25 protein-coding genes are annotated in these 22,534 nt (G+C 63.1%); 13 read left to right on the forward strand and 12 right to left on the reverse strand.

Annotation, left to right across the window (positions count from 1 at the left end; translation table 11 throughout):
* Positions 1 to 60 precede the first annotated feature (60 nt).
* Positions 61 to 435, reverse strand: coding sequence for a hypothetical protein (locus tag CP49_RS44735; protein WP_156438493.1), 375 nt, complete (start codon positions 433 to 435; stop codon positions 61 to 63).
* 226 nt (positions 436 to 661) lie between these two features.
* On the opposite strand from CP49_RS44735, the gene CP49_RS17385 reads away from it, so the two are divergent.
* Positions 662 to 1,066 carry a four-helix bundle copper-binding protein gene (locus CP49_RS17385; protein WP_057851421.1) on the forward strand — a complete coding sequence of 135 codons (405 nt, stop codon included), beginning with the start codon at positions 662 to 664 and terminating at the stop codon, positions 1,064 to 1,066.
* 25 nt (positions 1,067 to 1,091) lie between these two features.
* On the opposite strand, the gene CP49_RS17390 is transcribed toward CP49_RS17385, so the two are convergent.
* Positions 1,092 to 1,727 carry a class I SAM-dependent methyltransferase gene (locus CP49_RS17390; RefSeq protein WP_057851422.1) on the reverse strand — a complete coding sequence of 212 codons (636 nt, stop codon included), beginning with the start codon at positions 1,725 to 1,727 and terminating at the stop codon, positions 1,092 to 1,094.
* Positions 1,728 to 1,960: 233 nt separating this feature from the next.
* Here CP49_RS17390 and CP49_RS17395 point away from each other — a divergent pair, with 233 nt between their 5' ends.
* The 5 genes from CP49_RS17395 to CP49_RS17415 are packed head-to-tail and all read left to right on the forward strand — an operon-like array spanning position 1,961 to position 3,932.
* Positions 1,961 to 2,284: an ArsR/SmtB family transcription factor gene (locus tag CP49_RS17395; RefSeq protein WP_057851423.1), complete on the forward strand. Its 324-nt coding sequence runs from the start codon at positions 1,961 to 1,963 to the stop codon at positions 2,282 to 2,284.
* Positions 2,281 to 2,712: an SRPBCC family protein gene (locus CP49_RS17400; protein WP_057851424.1), complete on the forward strand. Its 432-nt coding sequence runs from the start codon at positions 2,281 to 2,283 to the stop codon at positions 2,710 to 2,712. The genes CP49_RS17395 and CP49_RS17400 overlap by 4 nt, the downstream gene beginning before the upstream one ends.
* A gap of 56 nt (positions 2,713 to 2,768) precedes the next feature.
* Complete coding sequence (locus CP49_RS17405; protein WP_057851425.1) at positions 2,769 to 2,963, forward strand: hypothetical protein; 195 nt, start codon at positions 2,769 to 2,771, stop codon at positions 2,961 to 2,963.
* A gap of 25 nt (positions 2,964 to 2,988) precedes the next feature.
* Positions 2,989 to 3,459: a DUF1801 domain-containing protein gene (locus CP49_RS17410; RefSeq protein WP_057851426.1), complete on the forward strand. Its 471-nt coding sequence runs from the start codon at positions 2,989 to 2,991 to the stop codon at positions 3,457 to 3,459.
* 38 nt (positions 3,460 to 3,497) lie between these two features.
* A complete protein-coding gene (locus CP49_RS17415) occupies positions 3,498 to 3,932 on the forward strand; it encodes a DUF1801 domain-containing protein (RefSeq protein ID WP_057851427.1) in 435 nt (144 codons plus the stop codon).
* 39 nt (positions 3,933 to 3,971) lie between these two features.
* On the opposite strand, the gene CP49_RS17420 is transcribed toward CP49_RS17415, so the two are convergent.
* From CP49_RS17420 to CP49_RS17435, 4 genes are all read right to left on the reverse strand, one after another.
* The gene (locus tag CP49_RS17420) at positions 3,972 to 6,290 is read right to left on the reverse strand and encodes a xanthine dehydrogenase family protein molybdopterin-binding subunit (protein ID WP_057901852.1); all 2,319 of its coding nucleotides are present in this window, start codon (positions 6,288 to 6,290) and stop codon (positions 3,972 to 3,974) included.
* A 106-nt stretch (positions 6,291 to 6,396) separates the two neighbouring features.
* On the reverse strand, positions 6,397 to 6,612 hold the full coding sequence (locus CP49_RS17425) for a hypothetical protein (RefSeq protein WP_057851554.1): 216 nt from the start codon (positions 6,610 to 6,612) through the stop codon (positions 6,397 to 6,399).
* 236 nt (positions 6,613 to 6,848) lie between these two features.
* Positions 6,849 to 7,580, reverse strand: a complete 732-nt coding sequence (locus tag CP49_RS17430) for a Crp/Fnr family transcriptional regulator (RefSeq protein ID WP_057851429.1) — start codon at positions 7,578 to 7,580, stop codon at positions 6,849 to 6,851.
* A 382-nt stretch (positions 7,581 to 7,962) separates the two neighbouring features.
* A complete protein-coding gene (locus CP49_RS17435; protein WP_057851430.1) occupies positions 7,963 to 8,196 on the reverse strand; it encodes a DUF6894 family protein in 234 nt (77 codons plus the stop codon).
* Positions 8,197 to 8,432: 236 nt separating this feature from the next.
* Between CP49_RS17435 and CP49_RS17440 the strand changes: the two genes are divergently transcribed.
* On the forward strand, positions 8,433 to 8,795 hold the full coding sequence (locus tag CP49_RS17440; protein WP_057851431.1) for a hypothetical protein: 363 nt from the start codon (positions 8,433 to 8,435) through the stop codon (positions 8,793 to 8,795).
* Between the two features lie 56 nt (positions 8,796 to 8,851).
* Here CP49_RS17440 and CP49_RS17445 read toward each other — a convergent pair whose 3' ends face one another.
* Both CP49_RS17445 and ndk read right to left on the reverse strand, forming a co-directional pair.
* A complete protein-coding gene (locus CP49_RS17445; protein WP_057851432.1) occupies positions 8,852 to 9,688 on the reverse strand; it encodes a TerC family protein in 837 nt (278 codons plus the stop codon).
* A gap of 64 nt (positions 9,689 to 9,752) precedes the next feature.
* Positions 9,753 to 10,175 carry a nucleoside-diphosphate kinase gene (gene ndk / locus CP49_RS17450; RefSeq protein WP_057851433.1) on the reverse strand — a complete coding sequence of 141 codons (423 nt, stop codon included), beginning with the start codon at positions 10,173 to 10,175 and terminating at the stop codon, positions 9,753 to 9,755.
* Positions 10,176 to 10,500: 325 nt separating this feature from the next.
* Between ndk and CP49_RS17455 the strand changes: the two genes are divergently transcribed.
* The 3 genes from CP49_RS17455 (at position 10,501) to CP49_RS17460 (ending at position 13,119) form a co-directional block, all read left to right on the forward strand.
* Positions 10,501 to 10,773, forward strand: a complete 273-nt coding sequence (locus CP49_RS17455; RefSeq protein ID WP_057851434.1) for a hypothetical protein — start codon at positions 10,501 to 10,503, stop codon at positions 10,771 to 10,773.
* Positions 10,774 to 10,988: 215 nt separating this feature from the next.
* The gene (locus CP49_RS46115) at positions 10,989 to 11,162 is read left to right on the forward strand and encodes a hypothetical protein (protein ID WP_197423145.1); all 174 of its coding nucleotides are present in this window, start codon (positions 10,989 to 10,991) and stop codon (positions 11,160 to 11,162) included.
* Between the two features lie 94 nt (positions 11,163 to 11,256).
* Positions 11,257 to 13,119, forward strand: coding sequence for an ABC-F family ATP-binding cassette domain-containing protein (locus CP49_RS17460; protein ID WP_057851435.1), 1,863 nt, complete (start codon positions 11,257 to 11,259; stop codon positions 13,117 to 13,119).
* Positions 13,120 to 13,135: 16 nt separating this feature from the next.
* Here CP49_RS17460 and thrS read toward each other — a convergent pair whose 3' ends face one another.
* From thrS to CP49_RS17480, 4 genes are all read right to left on the reverse strand, one after another.
* Positions 13,136 to 14,368, reverse strand: coding sequence for a threonine--tRNA ligase (gene thrS / locus CP49_RS17465; RefSeq protein ID WP_057851436.1), 1,233 nt, complete (start codon positions 14,366 to 14,368; stop codon positions 13,136 to 13,138).
* A gap of 336 nt (positions 14,369 to 14,704) precedes the next feature.
* On the reverse strand, positions 14,705 to 15,244 hold the full coding sequence (locus CP49_RS17470; RefSeq protein WP_082646072.1) for a hypothetical protein: 540 nt from the start codon (positions 15,242 to 15,244) through the stop codon (positions 14,705 to 14,707).
* Positions 15,245 to 15,396: 152 nt separating this feature from the next.
* Positions 15,397 to 15,849, reverse strand: a complete 453-nt coding sequence (locus tag CP49_RS17475; protein ID WP_057851437.1) for a DNA polymerase III subunit chi — start codon at positions 15,847 to 15,849, stop codon at positions 15,397 to 15,399.
* Positions 15,850 to 15,864: 15 nt separating this feature from the next.
* Positions 15,865 to 17,367, reverse strand: a complete 1,503-nt coding sequence (locus tag CP49_RS17480; RefSeq protein WP_057851438.1) for a leucyl aminopeptidase — start codon at positions 17,365 to 17,367, stop codon at positions 15,865 to 15,867.
* A gap of 346 nt (positions 17,368 to 17,713) precedes the next feature.
* Between CP49_RS17480 and lptF the strand changes: the two genes are divergently transcribed.
* The 3 genes from lptF to CP49_RS17495 all read left to right on the forward strand — a co-directional run bounded on the left by lptF (position 17,714) and on the right by CP49_RS17495 (position 22,472).
* Entirely contained in the window at positions 17,714 to 18,883 is a 1,170-nt protein-coding gene (gene lptF, locus CP49_RS17485; RefSeq protein ID WP_057851439.1) for an LPS export ABC transporter permease LptF, read from the forward strand.
* On the forward strand, positions 18,880 to 19,977 hold the full coding sequence (gene lptG, locus CP49_RS17490; protein ID WP_057851440.1) for an LPS export ABC transporter permease LptG: 1,098 nt from the start codon (positions 18,880 to 18,882) through the stop codon (positions 19,975 to 19,977). Before lptF ends, lptG begins: the two co-directional genes overlap by 4 nt.
* 98 nt (positions 19,978 to 20,075) lie before the next feature.
* Positions 20,076 to 22,472, forward strand: a complete 2,397-nt coding sequence (locus CP49_RS17495; protein WP_082646073.1) for an LPS-assembly protein LptD — start codon at positions 20,076 to 20,078, stop codon at positions 22,470 to 22,472.
* The last annotated feature ends 62 nt before the right edge of the window (positions 22,473 to 22,534 follow it).

Consider the following 22,534-nt stretch of genomic DNA (forward strand, 5'->3'; position numbering starts at 1 on the left):
TCTGGTCAGCCGCCATGGCAGCATGGAGCGGACGCCACAAAGCGCCGCGCGATTTTGGCGTTACGCCAAAAGGTCCAGGGATCGGGGGGGTCTAGGAGGGGGTGAATAGTCGAGGCTTTCCACCTCGGGATCGCTGCCGGGACGTAGCGTTCGCAGAATGACCGGCTGGAGTTCGGCAACGCTCGCCGGCAGCGGCGCCTGCACTGTCGTCGACACGCAGAGCGCCATCAACGGGCAATCGGCGCAATCCACCGGCGCGGATTTCTCCGGGCAGCACGGCATGTCGTCGGACATGGAGGCTGCGTCACCGGCCATGGAGGTCAGCGCCATCGATGCCGACGGATTCGCATTCGCGCGCTGGGCAAGCGGGGCGAACACAAGGCCCGCGATCAAAAAGACCGCCAGCAGCCGGCAAAGGTGGATCGAACGTTTCACGAGGCCAGTCTCGCATAATCCCGCCCGTGATGGGAAGCCAAGTTCCATCACGAAACCGCGGGTTTCGTTAACATAATCCGGTTGCGATAAGTCCCTTTGCGTTGGATCAGCCAAGTCTCTCGGGGACCCGCCCTCATTATTGCGGAAGACCAGAACATTTTCGGCCGCTGCGGCTTGAAATAGCGGCCGCCGCGTTTGCGGCCGGCCGTCAAGCAAGGAGCCCGCCATGCACGCCCGCGAAATGATTGGCACCCACCCGGCCGTCCAGGGGCAGATCAATGATGCCCTGATCCGCTGCATCGAGGAATGCTATTCCTGCGCACAGACCTGCACCTCCTGTGCCGACGCCTGCCTGTCGGAGCGCATGGTGCAGGAGCTGACCCAGTGTATCCGCCTGGACCTTGATTGCGCCGACATCTGCAACATCACCGGCCGTATCATGACCCGCCGGACAGGTTCCGATGACGAAGTGATGCGCCGCATGCTCAGCGTATGCGCTGCCGCCTGCCGGCTTTGCGCGGAGGAGTGCCAGAAGCACGCCGCCATGCATGAACATTGCCGCATCTGTGCGGAAAGCTGCCGCCGCTGCATGGACGCCTGTTACGAAGTGGCACGCGGCATGGCGCACTAGCCGTCCGCAGTGATCGCGGACCCGATCAGCCCTCGCGCCTGAATACGCTGAACTGGAAGTTCTGCCGGGAATCCCAGGGCGTTGTGTGCTCATGCCGCTGCGTGTGGACCAGCTTGAACGTGGCGCCGAGCGTGCGTCCGAGGCTCGCACTGTCATAGCGTGCGACCGGCAGGCCGCTGCACTTTTCAGGGCCGTCGGGCGCGAAGGTGGCGATGATGGCGTGCCCGCCGATTTTCAGGCCGCGCTCGAGGCGGGCGATATAGGCGGCGCGATCGCTTGCGTCTGTGAGAAAGTGAAACGCCGCCCGGTCATGCCAGATGTCGTAAGCCCTGCCCGGCTCCCAGGTGGTGGCGTCCGCGACGATCCAGCTAACCCGTTCGGCGCCGGCACCAAGGCGGCTCTCAAGGCGGCTTTTGGCGGCAGCCAGCGCCGCGCCCGACAGATCGAGCACGGTGACATCCTCAAACCCCTGCTCGATGAGATTGTCGACCAGCCGCGAAGCGCCGCCGCCGATGTCGATGATCGCCGACGCGTGGGTGGCGCCCGCCTGCACGATCAATTCGAGCGAAGGCGCCGGGCTTTGCTGAAACCAGCTAACCTCGTTCTCGCCCTTCGTCGTGTAGACGTTCTCCCAATGGGCCTGACGGCCGGCATCTTCCATGAGCCTCACCCTCCCGGTCTGTACATGGTCATGCCGCCCGTCTTCGACAACGAGCCAACGATCATGGCCCCGGCGTTCGCGCCTGCAGTCCTGCTTCACGGGCGGCCACGGGACTAGATGATGCAACCGGCGGTTCCGTCGATGAGACCCCTTGTTGCGCCTCTTTTCCGGCTTGACTAACCCATATCTTCGCGGTTATGCGTCAATCAATAACCCACTGGTTATGGATTCAGATGCCGAACGCCCACGACATGCTCTTCAGAACACTCGCCGATCCGACCCGTCGGGCGATCTTCGAGCGCCTTTGCCGCGAAGGCGAGCAGACGGTCGGGGCCCTGACGGCCCGGGCCGGAATCTCGCAACCGGCCGTCTCAAAGCACCTTGGCGTTCTGAAGCAGGCCGGGCTGGTGCGCGACCGTCACCAAGGCCGGCAGACGCACTATAGCGCGCAGCTCGGCGCCCTGGCCCCGCTGATCGACTGGACGAGCCAAATGCACGGCTTCTGGCAGAACCGGTTCGATCACCTCGAAGATCTGCTCAAACGGATGGACCAATGACCAATACAGCAACTGAAACACGCACTGTTGTCGTCGAACGCGAGATGTCGCATCCGCCGGAAAAGCTCTGGCGCGCGCTCACGCAACCACACTTGATGGAGGAATGGCTGATGAAGAACGACTTCAAGCCTGTCGTGGGTCACCATTTCAATCTTCGCGGCGACTGGGGCGGCGTGCTGGATTGCGAGGTCCTTGCGATCGAGCCGAACAAAGAGCTGTCCTACACCTGGAATTTCAAGCATGAGGATGCGGCCTTCAATCTGCAGAGCGTGGTTACGTTTACGCTCACGCCAACGCGCACGGGGACCCTCCTGCGCATGGAGCAGTCGGGCTTCCGGCCGGATCAGAAGCAGGCCTATGGCGGCGCCCACGCCGGATGGCAGCAATTCTTCGCGAAGCTGGAAGAGCTCGTGGCGCGGGCGGATTGAACCGCCGCGTTACGCTCCGGCTCGTCTGCAAAAGTCTGCAAAGGAGGAACTGGAGCATGTGGATTCGGCAGATTCACCGCTGGCTGTCGATTGCCTTCACGGTGACCGTCGTCGCCAATTTCATTGCCATGGGACTGGGGGAGCCTTCCCCGTGGGTGGTATACTCCCCATTGCCGCCGCTCTTTTTACTGATGTTCACCGGCCTGTACATGTTCGTGCTGCCCTACGCCGCCAAATGGCGCAGCGGCTGACGTACCGGCGACAGGAGCGAACACAATGGCGCAAACGACGTCGAGAAGGCCGGCGAAGATCGCAAAGAAGGCCGCCGCCAAGCAGGCTACCGCAAAGCCTGTCCTGCTCTCAGGCGGCAATCCGCAGATCGCGAAAGGGTACGGCGACGCCCCCGTGCAGGCCTACATCACGGCCATGCCGGGCTGGAAGCGCGACGTCGGGCGCCACCTCGATGCGCTGATCGTGCGCACCGTTCCTGGCGTATACAAGGCCGTCAAATGGAACACGCCGTTCTATGGCCTTGAGGGTCAGGGCTGGTTCCTCGGTTTTCATTGCTTCACGAAGTACGTTAAAGTGACGTTCTTCCGCGGTACATCGCTGCACCCTATTCCGCCTGGCGAGTCCAAGCACAAGGAAGTGCGCTACCTCGACATTTACGAGGACGTCCCGCTCGACGAAGCACAATTCGTCGCCTGGGTGAAACAAGCCAGCCAGTTGCCCGGCGAACGATTGTGACTGAAATTACAACAGCCACGAAGAAAGCGACGACAAGCATGAAGAAGGCCGACGCAAAGGAAGCAAAAGAAGCGAGCTCTCCCTCTCAGCACATCGATGCGAGAATCAAGGAGCTGGGCGATTGGCGCGGTGAGATGCTCGCGCGCATCCGAAGCATCATCAAGCAGGCCGACCCTGAAGTGGTCGAGGAATGGAAGTGGCGCGGCGTTCCGGTGTGGGAGCACGACGGCATCATCTGCACCGGCGAGACATATAAGGCTGTGGTGAAGATGACCTTCGCCAGGGGCGCCGCGCTGGACGACCCAACAGACCTGTTCAACTCCAGCCTCGAAGGCAACACCAGGCGCGCCATCGATTTCCATCAGGGCGACAAGATCGATGAAAAGGCGTTGAAGGCGCTCATTCGCGAGGCCGTGGCACTGAATACGTCGAAGCGAGCGGCCCGCGCCCAGAAGAGACCGAAGAGCGCATGAAGCATCGGCGGACTTCGTGTCAGCGCACCGAGGCCGTTGTTATTGTGATCGCGATCTCGCCGCCTCAATCGCGTGCCAGATGCGCGAGGGCGTTGCGGGCATGTCGAGATGCCGCACGCCCAGCGGCGTCAGCGCGTTCATCACGGCATTCATGATGGTGGCGGGTGCTGCGATGGCGCCGGCCTGACCGCTTCCCTTGACGCCGAGCCGGTTGGCGCGGCTTGGGAAGTCAGCCGTCAGGCTGCCCTCGAACGCGGGAAGATCGTCAGCCCGCGGCAGCGCATAATCCATCAGCGAGCCCGAGAGGATCTGGCCTGTCTGCGCATCGAACAGCGCCTGCTCGAACAACGCCTGGCCGATGCCTTGCGCGACGCCGCCATGGACCTGCCCCAGCGTCAGGCGCGGATCGAGCAGACGGCCGTAATCATCTGATATCACGTAACGGTCGAGCCTCACCTCACCGGTCTCGGGATCAATCTCGACCTCGGCGATATGGCAGCCGTTGGGAAAGGTGTAGCGGTCGCACAAATGGGTCGCCTTGTGCGCAAGGCCGGGCGCAACATCGTCGCCGGGCGTCTGATAGGAGGCACGCGCCACCTCCTCGAGGCTGATCTCCTGCCCGGTCGCGGCCACGCGCAACATGCCGGCTTCATAGCTGACGGCATCGACACTGGCCTGCAGCAGGCGCGCGGCAAGCCGCCGCGCATTCTCGATCACCCCTTCGGCCGCCATCAGCAGCGCGGTGCCGCCCTGGTGCATGGAGCGCGCCCCGCCATGGCCGCCGCCAGAATCGAGATCGTCGGTGTCGCCCTGCCGAAACCGGAAGCGCGCGAGCGGCAAGCCAAGCGCATCGGCAGCGATCTGGGCGAACGTAGTCTCGTGGCCCTGACCGCTGGAATGCGTGCCGACCTTCAGATCGATCAGGCCGTCCTCGCTGAACTGCACCTCCGCCACTTCATTGGGCTGGCCGCGCGCCGTTTCGAGAAAGCAGGCAAGCCCAAGGCCACGCAGCCTGCCTCGCGCGCGTGAACTTTTTTGGCGCGCCTTGAATCCTTCCGCAGCCTCGACGGCGCAATCGATCGAGTGTGCAAAGCTGCCCTGCTCGACCGAGAGTCCCATCGCGCTCTGATGCGGAAAACGGCGAAAGATGTTCTTGCGCCGCAGCTTCAGCGCATCCATTCCGAGTTCGGTAGCGGCGATATCGATGCAGCGCTCGATCAGATAATTCGCTTCCGGCTTGCCGGCGCCGCGATAGGCGTCGATCGGCGTGGTGTTGCTGAACACACCTTTCGTCTCGAACGCAATCAGCGGGATATCGTAGACGCCGCCCATCGCGCTCCCCATCGCCATGGTCGGCACAGCCGGCGCCACCGTCGAGACATAGGCGCCCAGATTGGCGAAAACTTTCGTGTCGAGCGCCAGGAAGCGGCCATCGCGATCGAGCGCCAGGCGGGCCCGCACGAGACTGTCGCGACCATGCGCAGAGCCGGTGAAATCCTCGCTGCGGTCCCCGATCCATTTGACCGGGCGGCCGAGCCGGCGCGCCGCCCACAGCACCAGCACCCATTCCGGATAGAGAACGTTCTTCATTCCGAAGCCGCCGCCGACGTCGGGAATGCTGACGCGAAGTTTTTCTCTGCCGACGCGGAAAACACCGTCGGCGAGCAGGTCGCGGATCATATGCGCTCCGGCGGCCGAGGCGGTCAGGTGCAGGCGGCCGCTCGAAGCGTCGAACTCGCCGAGCGCACCGCGTGTTTCCAGCGGTGCGGCGACGACGCGGTTGTTGACGAGCTCGCATTCCACCACGTGGGCGGCGTCGCGGATCGCCGCTTCCACCGGGCCGATCTCGCCACGGTTGAACTGGAACGCGATGTTGCCCCTCGCCTCCGGCCAGATCGAGGGGGCGTCCGGCAGAGTTGCATCTGCGATCGAAACGACCGGCGGCAGCGGCTCATAGTCGACGACGATGGCCTCGGCGGCCTCGCGCGCGGCTTCGGCGCTTTCGGCGACCACGAATGCGACCGGTTCGCCGACATAACGAACGACGTCGCGCGCCAGTGCATGATAGGCCGGCACCACGAGCGGCGTAGTCATCGGGATACTGGTCACCGCGCACGGCAGCGGACCAATATTGTCGGATGCCAGTTCGGTTCCCGTGAGCACGGCGGCGACGCCGGGCATCTTGCGCGCCGCATCGACGCCGATCGCTGCGATCCGCGCGTGCGCATGCGGCGAGCGAACGACGACGCCATGAAGCGCGTTGGATGCCACGAGATCTGCGATGTAGCGCCCGCGTCCCCGCACGAAGCGCTCGTCTTCGATGCGATCGATGCTGCGCCCCAATAACGGTTCGGTCATGTGAAACTGTATGGAACCGGCCGCCGGCAAAGGCAATACCGTGTGCTTACCGCTGGTGCACGGACCACCAAAGCGGCGGGCACCTGGCACCGAGGCCTGCTGTTTCCTAACGTTGCCTCAGCTGTAATTCCATCAGAGCGAGTCTTTGCAGCACGACAGGATCGCGCTCGCCTTCATGGGCCGCGCGCAAGATCGCTTCGGCGAGAGCTTGAACGTGACTGGAATGGACCGGCTCGGGAAGCGACGCCACCGCGGCATCAAGCGCCACCTCCATCACCGAGATCACCTCGGGCGGAAAGGACGCATTGGAAAAATCCTTCATGGTGGTCGCGACCAAAAGGAGCGGCTGCCAAGATGCCTTGGTAGCGGGAATGCAAATCGGCAGGCCGCTTGAAGTTTGATGTGTCTATCCCTGGACACACATTGCATAATTTTCCCGAAATTGAATCGTTCCAAAAGATGAGCAAAATCGTCGTTCATAGGTCCGACACCCCGACGTGGCCTCACCACGCGCCGGCAAGCGTCAAAGCCGCAACCACCGTTTTCCGGCGTGCGCGACTACAGGGAAGCATCCTGGTGAAGATAGCGATCGTCAAACTGCGCCAATTCCGCAAGCTTCGCCTCGTCAAGCACCGCCACGCGCCCCCTGCTGATATCGATGATCCTTTCGTCGCGCAGTTGCCTGATGATCCGGTTCGCGTGAACCGGCGTGATACCCAGGGCCTCGCCAATTTGCTCCTGCGTCAGCGGCATTTCGAATGTGTCACCCGCCGCTCGGCCCGTGATGGCAAGGCGTCTGCGAAGTTCAACAACAGTGTGGGCAAGCCGGCTCGGCGCCGGCCGCTGGCCCACGTTGACGATCCACTCCCGAAATATCGCGGCGTCAATCAGCGTGTCGCGCCACAGCACTTCGGTGATGTTCGGCCTTGCCCGCGTCAGGGCGCGCAAGGACGCGTGACTAATAAAGCCGAGCGTGGAAGCGACCACCGCGATGAGATCGTGATCCATCCTGTGCAGATGCAGGTTCTGGAGGTCGGGAATTTCCCCGGCAATATGGATCGAGAGAATTTGCCGCTGGCCGCTGACAGTCGTTTTGGCGCGGACGCAAAACCCTTCGATAACAAGACAGCATTCCGTCGGGCGACTGCCGTCAGCTACGATCGCCCGTCCGGCTTCCCACTGGCGAACGGCAATCGGAAGCGCGCGGATTGCAGCAATGTCCGCGTCATCTAGTCCTGAGACGGTATTGAGCCGCCGCAACAGGGCCGCCAAAACCAGCTCCCGGTCCAAGTCTGTGTCTCCTCCAAATTTGAACGAATTCCGTGACCTGAACGAAACGGGCCGACGCGTTGCCGGTTCCCAACAAAGGTTAAGGAGGCGCCTCTCCCGACATGAAAGGATCAGGGCAACAGGGAGATCTGCCATGACGAAAAAGCGCAATCGCAGCCGCCCAGCGCTGCCGCTTCAAGAACGGCTCAGGCAAATTGCACTTAGCGCACGCGAAAAGGCCGCCGGCCTGCCGCCAGGGCATGAACGCGATCGTCTGTTGGAGACAGCGGTCGCAAACGAGGCCGCGGCCGCCATCGATCGTTGGCTGTCACCCGGTTTGCAGAGCCAAATAGACCGACCGTCCTCGGGCTGGTCCTCCACACGCTCACGGCCCCGTCCGGCTTCATCTGGCTCGCCCGGCGATGACGTGAATGATGTATAACGGATTTGCGAACTCGTCGGTGACCTCCAGCCGCCAGTCCTTGCCGCCGGGGCGCAGCTTGCCGTCGAGGTCCTGGATGATCTGTCCAGCGGTTACCGTTGCTTCCCGCCACGCGGCTTGCATGTCGGGCAGTTCTTCGCCTTCATGGTCCAGTTCTGCCTTGTCGTGATAGACGTTGAAAAAGTAACGCGGCATGAGGGATTCCTTACCGCATGGCGGCCCTCTTCCTCTCGGCCCGCACGCCTTTGAATTCCTATCGGCCGTATACAGTAAGAAGTCAGGACCTTGCGAAATGTTCCTTTACAGGAACCGGGCGCATTGCTGCGGCGTTACGCCGGCGACCGACGAAGGGGGAGCCAGTCCGTTCCTTGCGCGGAACGAATCAAAATTCCCGCACTTGAATCCTGGTTCTGTGGCGTGAGAGTTCGTTGATGCGTACGTCTTTCGGAACTCCATCGATCGTGCCCGACGGCGGGGAGCCTGACGTCTATGTCGTCGAGCATGATCCGGGCATACCCGGACGGGTTTGGGGCGGGGTGGATTCCAGGACAACCGGGTTCGAGACTGTTGTCACCGACCTCTTGGCCGGACAGTACACCAAGCCGATCCGCGTCGTCGCCTTCAACGTTGCAGGAGGCTGGTGCTGTGACGCGTCTGTCGAGATCGCGCATGAGCTGCGGCGACGCTGCGACCTGCAGCTTCGCGACATTCCGTTTTTCCTGCAGGACTTCGTAGACCGTTACGAAGGCCGCTATCGCGACGTTCAACTGCCGTTGCCGATGCGCCTGTTCTAGCGCCCGCGAACGGCGGCGGTCTCCCCCTCGCCGCCGGCGGGCTGGGAATTGCTTCGCTATGCAGTGGCGGAGTGCTCGGCGCCTTCCAGCCTTCGCCTGCGCCAGATCGATCCCGCCACGAGCACCACGGCAATGCCGATCAGCCCTAGCAGCACCTCGCCGCCGTGGCCGCCATTGGCAAAACGCAGCCCAAGACCAAGCGAGCTCAGCACGCCATCGAGGCCGACACCAACCGGGCCGTTGAAGAACGCATGCATCGCCGGCTGTATCGCGGGGTCGGTCGCCATCACCTCGCCGGCGACCCAGCCGAGCAGGCCCGCACCGGCCCACACCAAAGCGGGCAGGCGCGTGAGCAGCGCCATGATCAGCGCTGCGCCGGCGACGATCAGGGGAACGCTGATGGCAAGGCCGATGACCAGCAGCGGAATGCTGCCATTAGCGGCGGCGGCAACCGCGATGACGTTGTCGAGGCTCATGACGATGTCGGCGATCGCCACGATCTGCACGGCCGCCCACAGATGCGCAGCCGCATCCACGTCGCCCTCGCCCTCGTGTTCAGGCACCAGCAGCTTCGCTGCGATGAAGAGCAGTGCGAGGCCTCCGACCAGCTTGAGGAACGGCAGCGCCATCAACGTCACGACGATACCGGTGAAGATGATGCGCAGGAGAACGGCGACGCCGGCGCCAAGGATCATGCCCCAGAACCGCTGGCGCGGCGGCAGCCCGCGGCACGCCATCGCGATGACAAGCGCGTTGTCACCCGACAGCAGGATGTTGATCCACATGATCTTGCCGAGCGCGACCCAGAACGCCGGGTGCTGCATCTCGGCCTGGAACTGGGTGAAGAACGCCGAGATCGTTGCAGGATCGAAAATTTGCCACAGCCAGTTCACAGCGTTCCCCCCTCGGCTCTTCAGCCGTTACTGCGCGGCTATTGCTCGCCGCTATCCAAATTGTTCAGCCGACGATTTCGTTGCCCGAAAAGAATTGCGCGATTTCGATCGCGGCGGTCTCCGGCGCGTCCGAACCGTGCACCGAATTCTCGCCGATCGACTTCGCATGGACCTTGCGGATCGTGCCTTCCGCGGCCTTCGAGGGATCGGTGGCGCCCATCACGTCACGGTATTTGAGCACGGCGCCCTCGCCCTCCAACACCTGTACCACGACCGGGCCCGAGGTCATGAACTCGACCAGCTCGCCGAAGAAAGGACGTGCCTTGTGAACGGCGTAAAAGGTTTCCGCCTGTTCGCGGGTCATGCGAATGCGCTTCTGGGCCACGATCCGCAGCCCTGCCTTCTCGATCAACGCGTTGACGGCGCCGGTCAGATTGCGCGCGGTCGCGTCCGGTTTGATGATCGAGAAAGTGCGTTCAATCGCCATTGTGTTTACGTCCTTACAAAACGCTGGGTGGAGAGTTGCGGGGCTTATATCGGCGCCACCTCACGACGGCAAGCGGCCCGGTGACGCGGCCACCACCCATTTTTGGGGTGTTTTCGTGCGGTGGGCGCGCCGCGGGTGCGAAAGATTACTGCAATTTCACGGAGATGAACCCAGTCTGAAACTGCCGTGCCGCCTTCATTCAGCTTCGCGGCCGTAGACTTAGGGACGATCGAACGCAGGGCACGCGCGTCCGCCGGCCCAGGGCGTCACGGGACCCGATCTCACTGATGGTGCCAACTGGCGCCGAAACTTTGAGGAGACGATCATGTTACGCAAACTCTCGCTCGTTGCAGTGGCCGCAGCTTCGCTGGGTGCCGCCGCGCTGGCGCCGACAGCGGCTTCGGCCGGCGGCTGGCACCATGGCGGCTGGCATCATGGCGGCTGGCATCGTCACCACCATCATCATGGCTGGGGTGGCCCCCGCGTCTTCATCGGCGGCCCGGCCTATTACGGCGGCGGTTATGGCGGCTGCTACGTACGGCGCTTGGTCCCAACTCCCTGGGGCCCACGCTGGCGGCTGGTGAACCGCTGCTACTGACCTGATTTGAGCTTCCCCCTGACTGATGCCCCGGCCGCCGCGCCGGGGCTTTTTTTCAAAAAACCAATTTTGGAAGGTGATTCGACTACTTGCAGGCGAATGCATGCAGCCATGCACGGGAAACAAATCGCGCTGTTGTGACTTGATTCATCGACACCCTCAACCTTGCGAGTGCTGCGAGGTGGAACTCGTCAAGTGAGAGAGAGAGACTGCCCATGGATTCTCGAATCAACGGTGATTTCGTGCAACTCGACCACAAGACCTGCCAGTACATCTGCGACGCCGTGGGCGAACGGCTGCAGCAAAGCATGCGCCCGGAAACAGAACTTTCACCCCGGCTGCAAGAGCTGATGAATGAACTGCGTCGGCACGATGACGAGCTGCATTGAATGATGCTTCGCCGATAGAATTTGCCGATCAGTCGATAGATTTCTTCGATAATAAATAGGTTGCGTTTGCCCGCCGCTCCGGTGACAACCCCGCATGCTTTCAATAACAGACATTTCGGTCCGCATCGCCGGGCGGCTTTTGATCGACGACAGCACGGTGCAGATCGTGCCCGGCGCGCGCGTCGGCTTCGTCGGCCGCAACGGCGTCGGCAAATCGACGCTGTTTCATGCGATCCGCGGTGACCTGCCGGTCGAGTCGGGCAGCATCACGCTGCCGCCGCGCTGGCGCATCGGCAGCCTGGCGCAAGAGGCGCCGGACGGCCCGGAGAGCCTCATCAATGTCGTGCTGAAGGCCGATCTGGAGCGTGACGCGCTGCTCCGTGAAGCCGAAACCGCCGCCGATCCGCACCGGATCGCCGAAATCCAGACCCGGCTGGTCGACATCGACGCGCACTCCGCGCCGGCGCGCGCGGCGGCGATCTTGAGCGGCCTCGGATTTTCCACCGCGGACCAGGCTCGGCCGTGCTCGGAATTCTCCGGCGGCTGGCGCATGCGGGTGGCGCTGGCGGCGACGCTGTTCGCAGCGCCCGATCTGCTGCTGCTGGACGAGCCGACCAACTATCTCGACCTCGAAGGCACGCTGTGGCTGGAAGACCATCTGGCAAACTATCCGCGCACCGTCATCGTCATCAGCCACGACCGCGACCTGCTCGACACCTCGGTCGACCAGATCCTGCACCTCGATCGCGGCAAGCTGACCCTCTACAAGGGCACCTATTCCTCGTTCGAGGAGCAGCGCGCTACGCGGGAAATGCTGGACGCCAAGCACGCCAAGCGCCAGGCCGACGAGCGCAAGCGGCTGCAGGCCTTTGTCGATCGCTTCAAGGCGAAAGCCTCGAAAGCCCGCCAGGCTCAGTCGCGCGTCAAGATGCTGGAACGGATGAAGCCGGTCACCGCGCTGGTGACGCAGGACGTGCGCGAAATCACGTTCCCGACGCCGGAGAAAATGCTGTCGCCGCCGATCATCGCGGTGGATGACGTCTCGGTCGGCTACGATCCGAAAAAGCCGGTGCTCGACCGCGTCACGCTGCGCATCGATACCGACGACCGCATCGCCCTGCTCGGCTCCAACGGCAACGGCAAATCGACGCTGGTCAAGCTTCTGGCCAACAAGCTGGCGCCGTTCTCTGGTCGGATCACGCGGGCGGAGAAATTGTCGGTCGGATATTTCGCGCAGCATCAGGTCGACGAGCTCAACCTCGACGCATCGCCCTATGACCATATCCGCAAGCTGATGCCCGATGCGCCGGAAACCAAGGTGCGCGGCCGTACCGGCGCGATCGGATTTTCCGGAAAAGCCGGCGACACCCTGGTCCAGAGCCTGTCAGGCGGCGAGAAAGCGCGGCTGTTGCTCGGGCTCGCCACATTCTTCGGCCCGAATATGATCATCCTCGACGAGCCGACCAACCATCTCGACATCGACAGCCGTGCGGCGCTGGCCGAAGCGATCAACGATTTTCCCGGCGCCGTCATCATGGTCTCGCACGACCGCTATTTGATCGAAGCCTGCGCCGATCAATTGTGGGTGGTCGCCAACCAGACGGTGACGAGCTACGACGGTGACCTCGACGATTACAGGCGAATGGTATTGTCGATCGGCGACACGCGCAGCCCCTCGCGCGAGCGGCCCAAAGGGACCGCAAGACCGGAGCGAGGGAAGAGCGAAAGGCGAACACCGCTGAAGCAGCGGATCGCCGATGCGGAAGCCGAGATCGAGCGCATCAACGGCATCATCGCCAAGATCGACACCGCGCTTGCGTTGCCCGACCTGTTCACGCGCGATCCCAAGCAGGCCGCGCAGCTCAGCAAGGCGCGTGCCGGTGCGGAAAGCGCGCTGCTGCGTGCGGAGGAAGTCTGGCTGGAAGCCAATTCACAATACGACGAAGCGGCGGGCTAGGCCGTGGCTTCCTCGCCTAGGATCCTGCGTCCGCGGGCGACAACGCTTGCGCCACAAGGGCGCCCGGCCGGGCCCTCGCCTGCAGGCGGGACACCGCCTCGGCCAGCGGAACGTCGGCCTGTGAGCCCTCGCGCTCGCGCAGGTTCACTCGGCCGTCCCTCATCTCGCGCCCGCCGACGATGGCCATCACCGGCACCGCCATTTCATGCGCCGCCACGATGCGCCGCGAAAGGGTGTCGGCGCCGTCATAGGCAACGGCCCGGATCCCGGCATCCGCGAATGCCGCCAGCACGTCGGCGCCGTATCCGGCCTGGTCTTTCGAGATCGGCGCAACCGCGACCTGGTCCGGCGACAGCCAGAACGGAAGCACGCCGCCATGGTGCTCGAGCAGGATCGCGATCATGCGACTGAGCGATCCGAAGATGGCGTGGTGGATCATCAGGGGCCTGGCGCGGCTGCCGTCGGGAGCGACGTAGGACGCCTCGAGCCGCTGCGGCAGCACGCCGTCGAGCTGCACCGTGCCGCACTGCCAGGATCGTCCCAGCCGGTCGCGCAGCGCGAATTCCAGCTTCGGTCCGTAGAAAGCACCTTCGCCTGGATTGATTTGAGGCGCGAGGCCGCAGCGACGCGCGGCATCGCCGAGCTTCGCCTCCGACCAGTCCCAGGTCGCGTCGTCACCGGCGCGCACCGCCGGCCGCGTCGCTAGCGCCACCTCGTAGTCGGGAAAACCGAGGTCGCAATAAACCTCGTCAAGCAGGGCGATGAAGCGCGCGACTTCGCCCTCCACGTCCTGCTCGCGGCAGAACACATGCGCGTCGTCCTGCTCGAAGGCGCGCGTCCGCATGATGCCGTGGAGCGAACCGGAAGGCTCATTGCGGTGGCAGGCGCCGAACTCGGCATAGCGGATCGGAAGCTCCCGCCACGAGCGCAGCCCCTTGTTGAAGATCTGCACGTGGCACGGGCACGACATCGGTTTCAGCGCCATCGCCAGCTCGCCGTCGTCGATCCGGAACATGTGCTCGCCGAACTTGTCCCAGTGGCCGCTGCGGCCCCAGAACTCCCGCGGCAGCAGTTGTGGCGTCCGGACCTCGGCATAGCCAGCGCGGCACATCTTGCGCCGGAGATAGTCCTCCAGCACCCGGTAGACCGCGTAGCCGCGCGGATGCCAGAACACCATGCCCGGCGCATCTTCCTGAAGGTGCCAGAGCTTGAGCTGCACGCCGAGATTTCTGTGGTCGAGATCGTCCATGGCTATGTTCCTTGTGATGGGAAAAAGCGCGGACGGGGACCATCAAAAACCAGAAAGGCCCCGTCCGTCGCCGGCGGGGCCTTTTCTGGGTGAAGTACGCTTGTCTCTAGCGCGCGCAACCAGCAGGCGATCCGCCGTAAGCGGTCGCCGTGGTGGTCAATGCGGCTGATCGAAGCTTGTTCATGCTCTGTATATGGTCGTAAAACGCTCAGCCGTCAACGCCAGCCGCTTGGCTCACAGCATCAGTCTGGCGGGCTTGCACGCGTTTTCTTAACGCGAACCGGCATCCAGTTCGCTCGAAAACGCTATAGCCAACGCGAGCGCGCAAGCACAGGGTTACGTCGCGGCCGGCTTCTTCTTCGGCTTTGCGCCCTTGGCCGGCGCCACCGACTCCGGTGCACGCTCGATCGACGTCAGGCGTCCCGCGGTGAACGTGTAGATGCCGGCCCGCTGGCCGCGCGAATAGCTGACGACCGCCACGCGATCACCGCGCGGGTTGTTGGAGAGGCCGACATTGTCGGGCGCACCGATGCCGCGCACGACGTCGCATTCGGTATGACCGAGCGCCACCGTTCCGGTCGTCGAGGGCGGCGGGCTGCCGGCAGCACCGTCCGCCAACGCGTTGGCACCGGCGCCCGGCGCCCCCATGCCGGGACAGGCTCCGTCGGCACTGACGAGTTCATCCGGCGTGACCGGCTTGGTCGGGGACAGCGGAGGCGTTTCGATCGACACGTTTTTGATGAACACGCGTCCGGTGCGCGAAAACCAGTCCGCGTCCCTCGACATCAGGTCCGACGCACCCGAGCAACCCGCAAGCGCGGGCCCGAGCAACAACAACGTCAGCAGTGGCTTTCGATCGATCGTTCCGCGTCGCACGCTAGACCCAGGCTCCCACCCCTTACTGCAACCACTTGTCCGACCATCACTTTGCGGCACGACCATGGCTGCCCGCAAGGTCCGGCGCAGAAACCGCAGATTATCATTGATTCCCAGGGATCGCTAATTTCATCGCTAATTTCCAAGCATCGCTATTGCCGCCGTTGCCACCGACCCCGCTCGTCGGCCTGCCAATAAGTCACTTCGAACCCGCGCGCCTTGCAGTCGGCCCAGGTGCCACGCGCCGCGGTCAGCGCATCGGCATCATCACCGTTGAAGACCAGCACCACCCGCTCGTAGCTGTTGCAATCGACCGGCAACGCCGCGTTGTCGATCAGGAACCTGACATTGGCCCGATTCGGGTTGCCCTCCTCGATCGAGAGAATGATGGGTTGGTCCTGCGCATCGCCGGCGCGCCAGGTAGCGTGCGGCAGGAACGAATCGTCGCTGTAGGTCCACAAATGCGCATCGAGCGCCTCGGTGCGCTCCGGCGAGGTCGATTGCACGACCACGCGCCAGCCTCGCTCGAGCGATTTTTCCAACAACGGCGGCAATACACTCTCGAGCGACATGCCCTGCAAATGATAGAACAGGATTTCCGTCATCCACCTGCAACCGAATTACTTCGTGGCTTCGTAATATTCCGCGACCAGCCGGTCGAGCAAGCGAACGCCATAACCGGAACCCCAACTGTGGTTGATGTCGGTTTTCGGCGCGCCCATCGCGGTTCCCGCGACGTCGAGATGTGCCCACGGCGTGTTGTCGACGAAACGCTGCAGGAACTGCGCAGCGGTGATCGAACCGCCGTGGCGCCCGCCGGTATTCTTCATGTCGGCAAATTGCGAATCGATCAGCTTGTCGTATTCCGCGCCGAGCGGCATGCGCCAGACGCGCTCGCCGGTTTCGGTTCCGATCTTGCTCAACCTATCAGCCAGTTCGTCGTTGTTGGAGAACATTCCGGAATATTCGGTACCGAGCGCGACCATGATCGCGCCGGTGAGCGTTGCGAGATCGACCATGAATTTGGGCTTGAACTTCTTCGCCACGTACCAGAGCACGTCGGCCAGCACGAGCCGGCCTTCGGCATCGGTGTTGATGATCTCGATCGTCTGCCCCGACATCGAGGTGACGATATCGCCGGGGCGCTGGGCGTTGCCGTCGGGCATGTTCTCGACCAGGCCGATGGCGCCGACCGCGTTGACCTTAGCTTTACGGGCAGCCAGCGCATGCATCAGCCCGACCACGCAGGCGGCGCCGCCCATGTCGCCCTTCATGTCTTCCATACTGGCGGCGCCCTTGATCGAAATGCCGCCGGTATCGAAGCAGACGCCCTTGCCGACGAAAGCGACCGGCTGATCGCCCTTCTTGCCGCCGTTCCAGCGCATGATCACCGTGCGGCCGGGCTGCGTTGAGCCTTGTGCGACGCCGAGCAAGGCGCCCATGCCGAGCTTCTTCATCGCCTTGACGTCGAGCACCTCGACGTCGATCCCGAGCTTCCCAAGCTGGCTCGCACGCCGCGCGAATTCGACCGGGTACAGCACGTTCGGCGGCTCGTTGACGAGCTCGCGCGCGATAATCACGCCGTCCACGACGTGGGACGCCGGCGCGAAGGCCTTTCGCGCAGCGGCGACATCCTCGACGGCGATCGAAACGTCGGCACGAAGCGTCCCATTCTCGCCGTCTTTCTTCTTGGTCTTGTAGCGGTCGAATTTATACGCGCGCAGCCGGATGCCCGACGCGATCGCGGCGGCAGCATCGCCCTGCATCGCGCCATCAGGCAGTTCGGCGATCACGGTGACCGCTTGGCTGGCGCTGTTGAGCTTGCCCGCCGTCACGCCGCCGAACTTTAGAAAATCCTTCTCCTTGATGTCGGACGCCTTGCCGACGCCGACCACGATCAGGCGCTCTGCCTTGATTCCCTCCGGCGCCGGAATATCGAGCGTCGACCCGCTTTTGCCCTTGAACTGGTTGGCGGCCGCCGCCCGCTTGACGGTGTTGGCGGCCGTCCCCAGCGCCTTCCGCGTGGCTTCGCCGAATTTCAATGTGTCATCGCAAAACACCACGAGAACGCCACGGGGCGCTGCGGAAAAAGCGACAAAGCCGACCTTGACGGCGTCGGACATAGGTAAATCCTCCAGAATTCAGGGCGTCTTGCGGGTCCGGAATCGGCCCGTACGATGGAATATTCTCTTCGGTAGCGGCCCCAAATCGCTGGGGACCTGATGTTTTCGGCACTATGACCCGCAAGCCGCGGCGCTGCCAAGCGCCGCAGTGACCGGAAGGCCACATGGGTCAATTATTAACCGTGTCGAGGGCACGCCACGGCCCGGCCATTTTGTTGACGGATCAAAGGGATGGTAGTGAGAATGTAGACTGCTGGTATTGGCGGCCCGACCAAAGGGGAACCCTAAAAGCAGGGTTGGTCGGAAGCCGCTCTTCGGGTGCGCAAGGTGGGATCGTGCGGTAACGATGGGGTCGATCGACAGGTACATTTTCCGCACGACGCTCGCGTCGTTTGCGCTGATCCTGGTCAGCCTCACCGGCGTGATCTGGATTACGCAGGCGCTGCGCGGGATCGACCTGATGACGAGCCAGGGCCAGACCATCATCACGTTCCTCGGCATCACCAGCCTGGTGATTCCGGCGCTTGTTCTGGTCATCGCGCCGATCGCGCTGATGATTGCGATCTCGCACACGTTGAACAAGCTCGCCACCGATTCCGAAATCATCGTAATGAATGCCGCCGGGTTTTCCCCATTCCGGCTGTTCCGTCCGTTTTTCTTCGCCACTTGTGTGGTGGCGATCCTGGTCACCTTTATCGGTGCCTATCTCGCTCCCGACGGCCTGCGCCGGATCAAGCAATGGGACGCTGAGATCACGGCCGATGTGCTGACCAACATCCTGCAGCCCGGTCGTTTCGCCCAGCTCGATCAGAACCTGACGATTCGCATCCGGGAACGGCAGCCGGGCGGCGTGCTCGCCGGCATCTTCGTCGACGACCGCCGCGATCCCAAGGAGCGCGTCACCATCATTGCCGACCATGGCACGGTGCTGAAGAACGAGAACGGCTCCTACCTGGTGCTGGAGGACGGCAACCTCGAACGTTTCGAGGCGGGAAAGCGCGATCCGGCGCTGGTGGCTTTCGCCCGCTATGCCTTTGACATGTCGAAATTCTCCAATCGCGGCCGCGACGTCGCGCTGGGAATTCGCGAACGCTATCTCTGGGAGCTGGTTTCGCCATCGGAGGACGATCCGGTTTTCAAGCAGCTTTCCGGGCAGTTTCGCGCCGAGTTGCATGATCGCTTCCTGGCGCCGATCTATCCCTTCGTGTTCGCAGTCCTGACCTTTGCATTCCTCGGCACGCCGCGCACCACGCGCCAGAGCCGCAATTTTTCGATCGGCGGATCGATCCTGGCAGTGTTTGGCCTGCGCATGGCGGGATTCGCCTGCTCGGTGATGACGGTGAAGACGCCGGGCATGGCTCTCGTCCAGTACGCGATGCTGTTCGCCGCGATCGGCGGCGGGCTGTGGATGATCATCGGCGGCGTCGTGGTGGAGCCGCCGGCTGCGTTGATGGAGGCCATCAACAAGTCGAACGCGCGCCTTGCGCGGTTCTTTGGACGGCCCGCCACAGCATGAGCATGATGACCAACACGCTCGGGCGATACTTTGCCGGCCGCTTCCTGGTCGCGGCGGTGGGCGTGTTTGCGAGCATTTTCGTGCTGCTCGTGCTGGTCGACTACATCGAAATGGTCCGCAAGACCTCCGGGCTGGTATCGGCCTCCGCGATTACGGTGGCGCAGACGTCGCTTTACCGGGTGCCGCAACTGCTGGAAAAGCTGATGCCGTTCTGCGTCCTGATCGGCGCGATGACCTGCTATCTGGCGCTGTCGCGGCGGCTCGAACTGGTGGTCGCACGTGCGGCCGGCGTATCCGCCTGGCAGTTCATCTCGCCTGCGCTGGCAAGCGCGATCATCCTCGGCACCGTGGCGACGGTCGCCTACAATCCGATGTCGGCCAACCTGCGCGAGCTTTCCAAGCGGATGGAGGCTGAGCTGTTCGGCTCGGCGCCCGGCGCCGGCATCCAGGATGCATCCGGCTTCTGGCTCAACCAGATCAACAGCGATGGCCAATCGATCATCAATGCGGCGCGCAGCGAGCAGCAGGGTGTCCGGCTGACCGGACTGACCGTGTTCCGGTTCGACACCGATCTCCAGTTCAAGGAGCGAATCGAAGCGCGCGAAGCCTCCCTTGAGGAAGGCCGCTGGGCGTTCAAATCGGTACGTAGATACTCCTTAGATAAACCTCCGGTTGATCAGGAGAACTATTACCTCTCGACCACCCTCACCCCGGCCCAGGTTCGCAACAGTTTCTCGACCCCCGAAACCGTGTCTTTTTGGCAACTGCCCGGCTATATCCGCTCTTCCGAAAGCTCCGGCTTCGCGACCGCAGGCTACCGTCTGCAGTACCATAAGCTCATCGCACAGCCGTTTTTGCTGGCTGCAATGGTGATGTTGGCGGCTTCCGTCAGCCTTCGCTTCTTCCGGATGGGCGGCGTGCAAAAGATGGTTTTGAGTGGCGTGGGCGCAGGCTTTCTGCTCTACGTTCTATCGAAAGTTACTGAGGATTTGAGCAAGGCTGAGTTGATGCATCCCATCGCTGCGGCGTGGTTGCCCGTCTGTGTGGGTGGCCTCACCGGCTTTTTGGCCTTGTTGTACCAGGAGGACGGGTAGTGGCCGTTGTCGCCGCCCGCCAATTGAGGTCGCCTGCGTTCAGGCGGCGCACCAATGTGCGCCGCTATCGAGCCCGCTTGGCTGCCTTTGGCGTCCCTATGATTGCGCTGCTCGCCGGATTCGTTTTCGCGGGCTCGATCGAGCTTGCCCTGACGGTGCCGGCCTCGGCGCAAAGCTTCACGTACAATCCACGGCCGCCCAAGCCGCCGCCGCGCCCCGTCAACAATGACGGCAAGATGCTCGTGCAAGCGGTCGAGGTAGACTACGATTACAACAACCAGCGCGTGTCGGCGGTCGGCAATGTGCAGATGTTCTACAACGGCACCAGCGTGGAGGCCGACAAGGTCATTTACGACCAGAAGACCAAGCGGCTGCACGCGGAAGGCAACATCCGCCTGACCGACGCGGAAGGCAAAGTCACCTACGCCAACATTATGGATCTGAGCGACGACTACCGGGATGGTTTCGTCGACTCGCTGCGCGTCGATACGGCGGATGACACGCGCATGGCGGCGACGCGCGCCGACCGTTCCGCGGGCAATTACACCGTGTTCGAAAACGGCGTGTATACCGCGTGCGCGCCGTGCAAGGACAATCCGAAGAAGCCGCCGCTGTGGCAGGTCAAGGGTGCCCGCATCATCCACGACCAGACCGACAAGATGTTGTACTTCGAGAACGCGCAGCTCGAATTCTTCGGCGTGCCGATGGCGTATCTGCCGTATTTCTCGACGCCCGATCCGACCGTCAAGCGCAAGACGGGCTTCCTGATGCCCGCCTACAGCTCCAACTCGACCTATGGCTACGCGGTCGAAACCCCGTTCTACTGGGCGATCGCGCCGGACTACGACGCGACCTTCAATCCGCGCTTCACCACAAGGCAGGGCGTGCTGTTCCAGGGCGAATTCCGTCAGCGGCTGATCAATGGCTCCTACCAGATCCGCGGCTACGGCATTAATCAGCTCGATCCCGGCGCCTTCGCCGGACAGCCGGGCGACCGTGACTTCCGCGGCGGTATCGACACCAAGGGCCAGTTCGCGCTCAACGACAAATGGGTCTGGGGCTGGGACGGCGTCCTGCTGTCGGACTACCTCTTCTTCTCGGACTACCGGCTGGCCCAATACAGGGATCCGCTCGGCTCGTTCCTGAGCCTGCCGACGGAAGCGATCTCGCAGCTTTACTTGACCGGCGTCGGCAACCGCAGCTTCTTCGATGCGCGCACGATCCATTACCTCTCGTTCTCCGGCAGCCAGGACAAGGTGCCGGTGATCCATCCGGTGATTGACTACAACAACGTCATCAACCACCCGGTCCTCGGCGGCGAGGTCAGCTACAAGACGAACTTCACCAGCCTGTCGCGCACGACCGCGGCCTTCGACCCGATCACGACGTTGGCGAACACCAACGGCCTGTGCCTGAACGCATCGGCCGATCCGCTGGCCCGTATCCCCTCGCAGTGCCTGTTGCGCGGCATGCCCGGCACCTATACGCGGCTGACGGCTGAAGCGCAGTGGCGGCGCTCGTACACCGATCCCATCGGCCAGATCTGGACGCCGTTTGCGATCATGCGCGCCGACGCCATCAGCGCCTCGATCTCGAACCAGCCCGGCGTTTCGAACTTCCTTCCGGTCGGCGACACCGAGGCGGTCCGCCTGATGCCGGCGGTCGGCCTCGAATACCGCTACCCCTTCATCAACGTTCAGCCCTGGGGCACCACCACGATCGAGCCGATCGCGCAAGTTATCGCGCGTCCCAACGAGACCTTCGCCGGCAGACTGCCGAACGAAGACGCGCAGAGCATGGTGTTCGACGCCAGCAACCTGTTCGCCGTCGACAAGTTCTCGGGCTATGACCGTGTCGAAGGCGGCGGCCGCGCCAATGTCGGCGTCCAGGCGACCACGCAGTTTGACCGCGGCGGCAGCATCAACGTGCTGTTCGGCCAGTCCTACCAGTTGTTCGGCCTGAACTCGTTCGCGGTGCACGATGCCACCAACACGGGGCTGGAATCCGGCCTGCAGAACACCCGGTCGGACTACGTCGCCCGCGTCAATTATTCGCCGAACCGGACCTATACGTTCAGCGTGCGCTCGCGCGTGGATGAGGCGACGCTGAACGTCAATCGTTTCGAAGCCGAGGGACGCGCCTCGTTCGATCGCTGGTCGGTCAGCATGTTGTACGGCAACTATGCCGCCCAGCCGGAACTCGGATACCTGACCCGGCGCGAAGGCCTGCTCGGCACCGCCTCGATCAAGGTGGCTTCGAACTGGGTGGTGTCGGGAGCGGCGCGCTGGGATCTTGAAGCCAACAAGTTGAACCAGTACATCATCGGCGCCGGCTATGTGGACGATTGCTTCGTGCTGGCAGCCAACTACGTCACGTCCTATACCTATCAGGCTGGGACGACGCCGCCGGTGCTCAACCACGCTTTCATGCTGCAGATCGGCCTGCGAACCATTGCGAATTCGTCCTCGTCGTCCGGCAGCAGCGGCATTCAGTAGCGTGAGGCCCGACCTTGCCGGACAGTACCCAGCGCATCGCGGTACGAATTGGTTGATACGGC

The sequence above is a fragment of the Bradyrhizobium valentinum genome (assembly GCF_001440405.1).
Lineage (GTDB): Bacteria > Pseudomonadota > Alphaproteobacteria > Rhizobiales > Xanthobacteraceae > Bradyrhizobium > Bradyrhizobium valentinum.

Excerpts from the sequence above, each read along its gene's own strand:
- CP49_RS17455 (WP_057851434.1), top strand. The coding sequence starts at position 10,501 with ATGTTACGCAAACTCTCGCTCGTTGCAGTGGCCGCAGCTTCGCTGGGT.
- CP49_RS17405 (WP_057851425.1), top strand. The coding sequence starts at position 2,769 with ATGTGGATTCGGCAGATTCACCGCTGGCTGTCGATTGCCTTCACGGTG.
- CP49_RS17460 (WP_057851435.1), top strand. The coding sequence starts at position 11,257 with ATGCTTTCAATAACAGACATTTCGGTCCGCATCGCCGGGCGGCTTTTG.
- CP49_RS17415 (WP_057851427.1), top strand. The coding sequence starts at position 3,498 with ATGAAGAAGGCCGACGCAAAGGAAGCAAAAGAAGCGAGCTCTCCCTCT.
- CP49_RS17480 (WP_057851438.1), bottom strand. The coding sequence starts at position 17,367 with ATGTCCGACGCCGTCAAGGTCGGCTTTGTCGCTTTTTCCGCAGCGCCC.
- CP49_RS17385 (WP_057851421.1), top strand. The coding sequence starts at position 662 with ATGCACGCCCGCGAAATGATTGGCACCCACCCGGCCGTCCAGGGGCAG.
- CP49_RS17390 (WP_057851422.1), bottom strand. The coding sequence starts at position 1,727 with ATGGAAGATGCCGGCCGTCAGGCCCATTGGGAGAACGTCTACACGACG.
- thrS (WP_057851436.1), bottom strand. The coding sequence starts at position 14,368 with ATGGACGATCTCGACCACAGAAATCTCGGCGTGCAGCTCAAGCTCTGG.
- ndk (WP_057851433.1), bottom strand. The coding sequence starts at position 10,175 with ATGGCGATTGAACGCACTTTCTCGATCATCAAACCGGACGCGACCGCG.
- lptG (WP_057851440.1), top strand. The coding sequence starts at position 18,880 with ATGAGCATGATGACCAACACGCTCGGGCGATACTTTGCCGGCCGCTTC.
- CP49_RS17495 (WP_082646073.1), top strand. The coding sequence starts at position 20,076 with ATGATTGCGCTGCTCGCCGGATTCGTTTTCGCGGGCTCGATCGAGCTT.
- CP49_RS17395 (WP_057851423.1), top strand. The coding sequence starts at position 1,961 with ATGCCGAACGCCCACGACATGCTCTTCAGAACACTCGCCGATCCGACC.
- CP49_RS17410 (WP_057851426.1), top strand. The coding sequence starts at position 2,989 with ATGGCGCAAACGACGTCGAGAAGGCCGGCGAAGATCGCAAAGAAGGCC.
- CP49_RS17420 (WP_057901852.1), bottom strand. The coding sequence starts at position 6,290 with ATGACCGAACCGTTATTGGGGCGCAGCATCGATCGCATCGAAGACGAG.
- CP49_RS17440 (WP_057851431.1), top strand. The coding sequence starts at position 8,433 with ATGCGTACGTCTTTCGGAACTCCATCGATCGTGCCCGACGGCGGGGAG.
- CP49_RS17435 (WP_057851430.1), bottom strand. The coding sequence starts at position 8,196 with ATGCCGCGTTACTTTTTCAACGTCTATCACGACAAGGCAGAACTGGAC.
- lptF (WP_057851439.1), top strand. The coding sequence starts at position 17,714 with ATGGGGTCGATCGACAGGTACATTTTCCGCACGACGCTCGCGTCGTTT.
- CP49_RS46115 (WP_197423145.1), top strand. The coding sequence starts at position 10,989 with ATGGATTCTCGAATCAACGGTGATTTCGTGCAACTCGACCACAAGACC.
- CP49_RS17425 (WP_057851554.1), bottom strand. The coding sequence starts at position 6,612 with ATGAAGGATTTTTCCAATGCGTCCTTTCCGCCCGAGGTGATCTCGGTG.
- CP49_RS17475 (WP_057851437.1), bottom strand. The coding sequence starts at position 15,849 with ATGACGGAAATCCTGTTCTATCATTTGCAGGGCATGTCGCTCGAGAGT.
- CP49_RS17400 (WP_057851424.1), top strand. The coding sequence starts at position 2,281 with ATGACCAATACAGCAACTGAAACACGCACTGTTGTCGTCGAACGCGAG.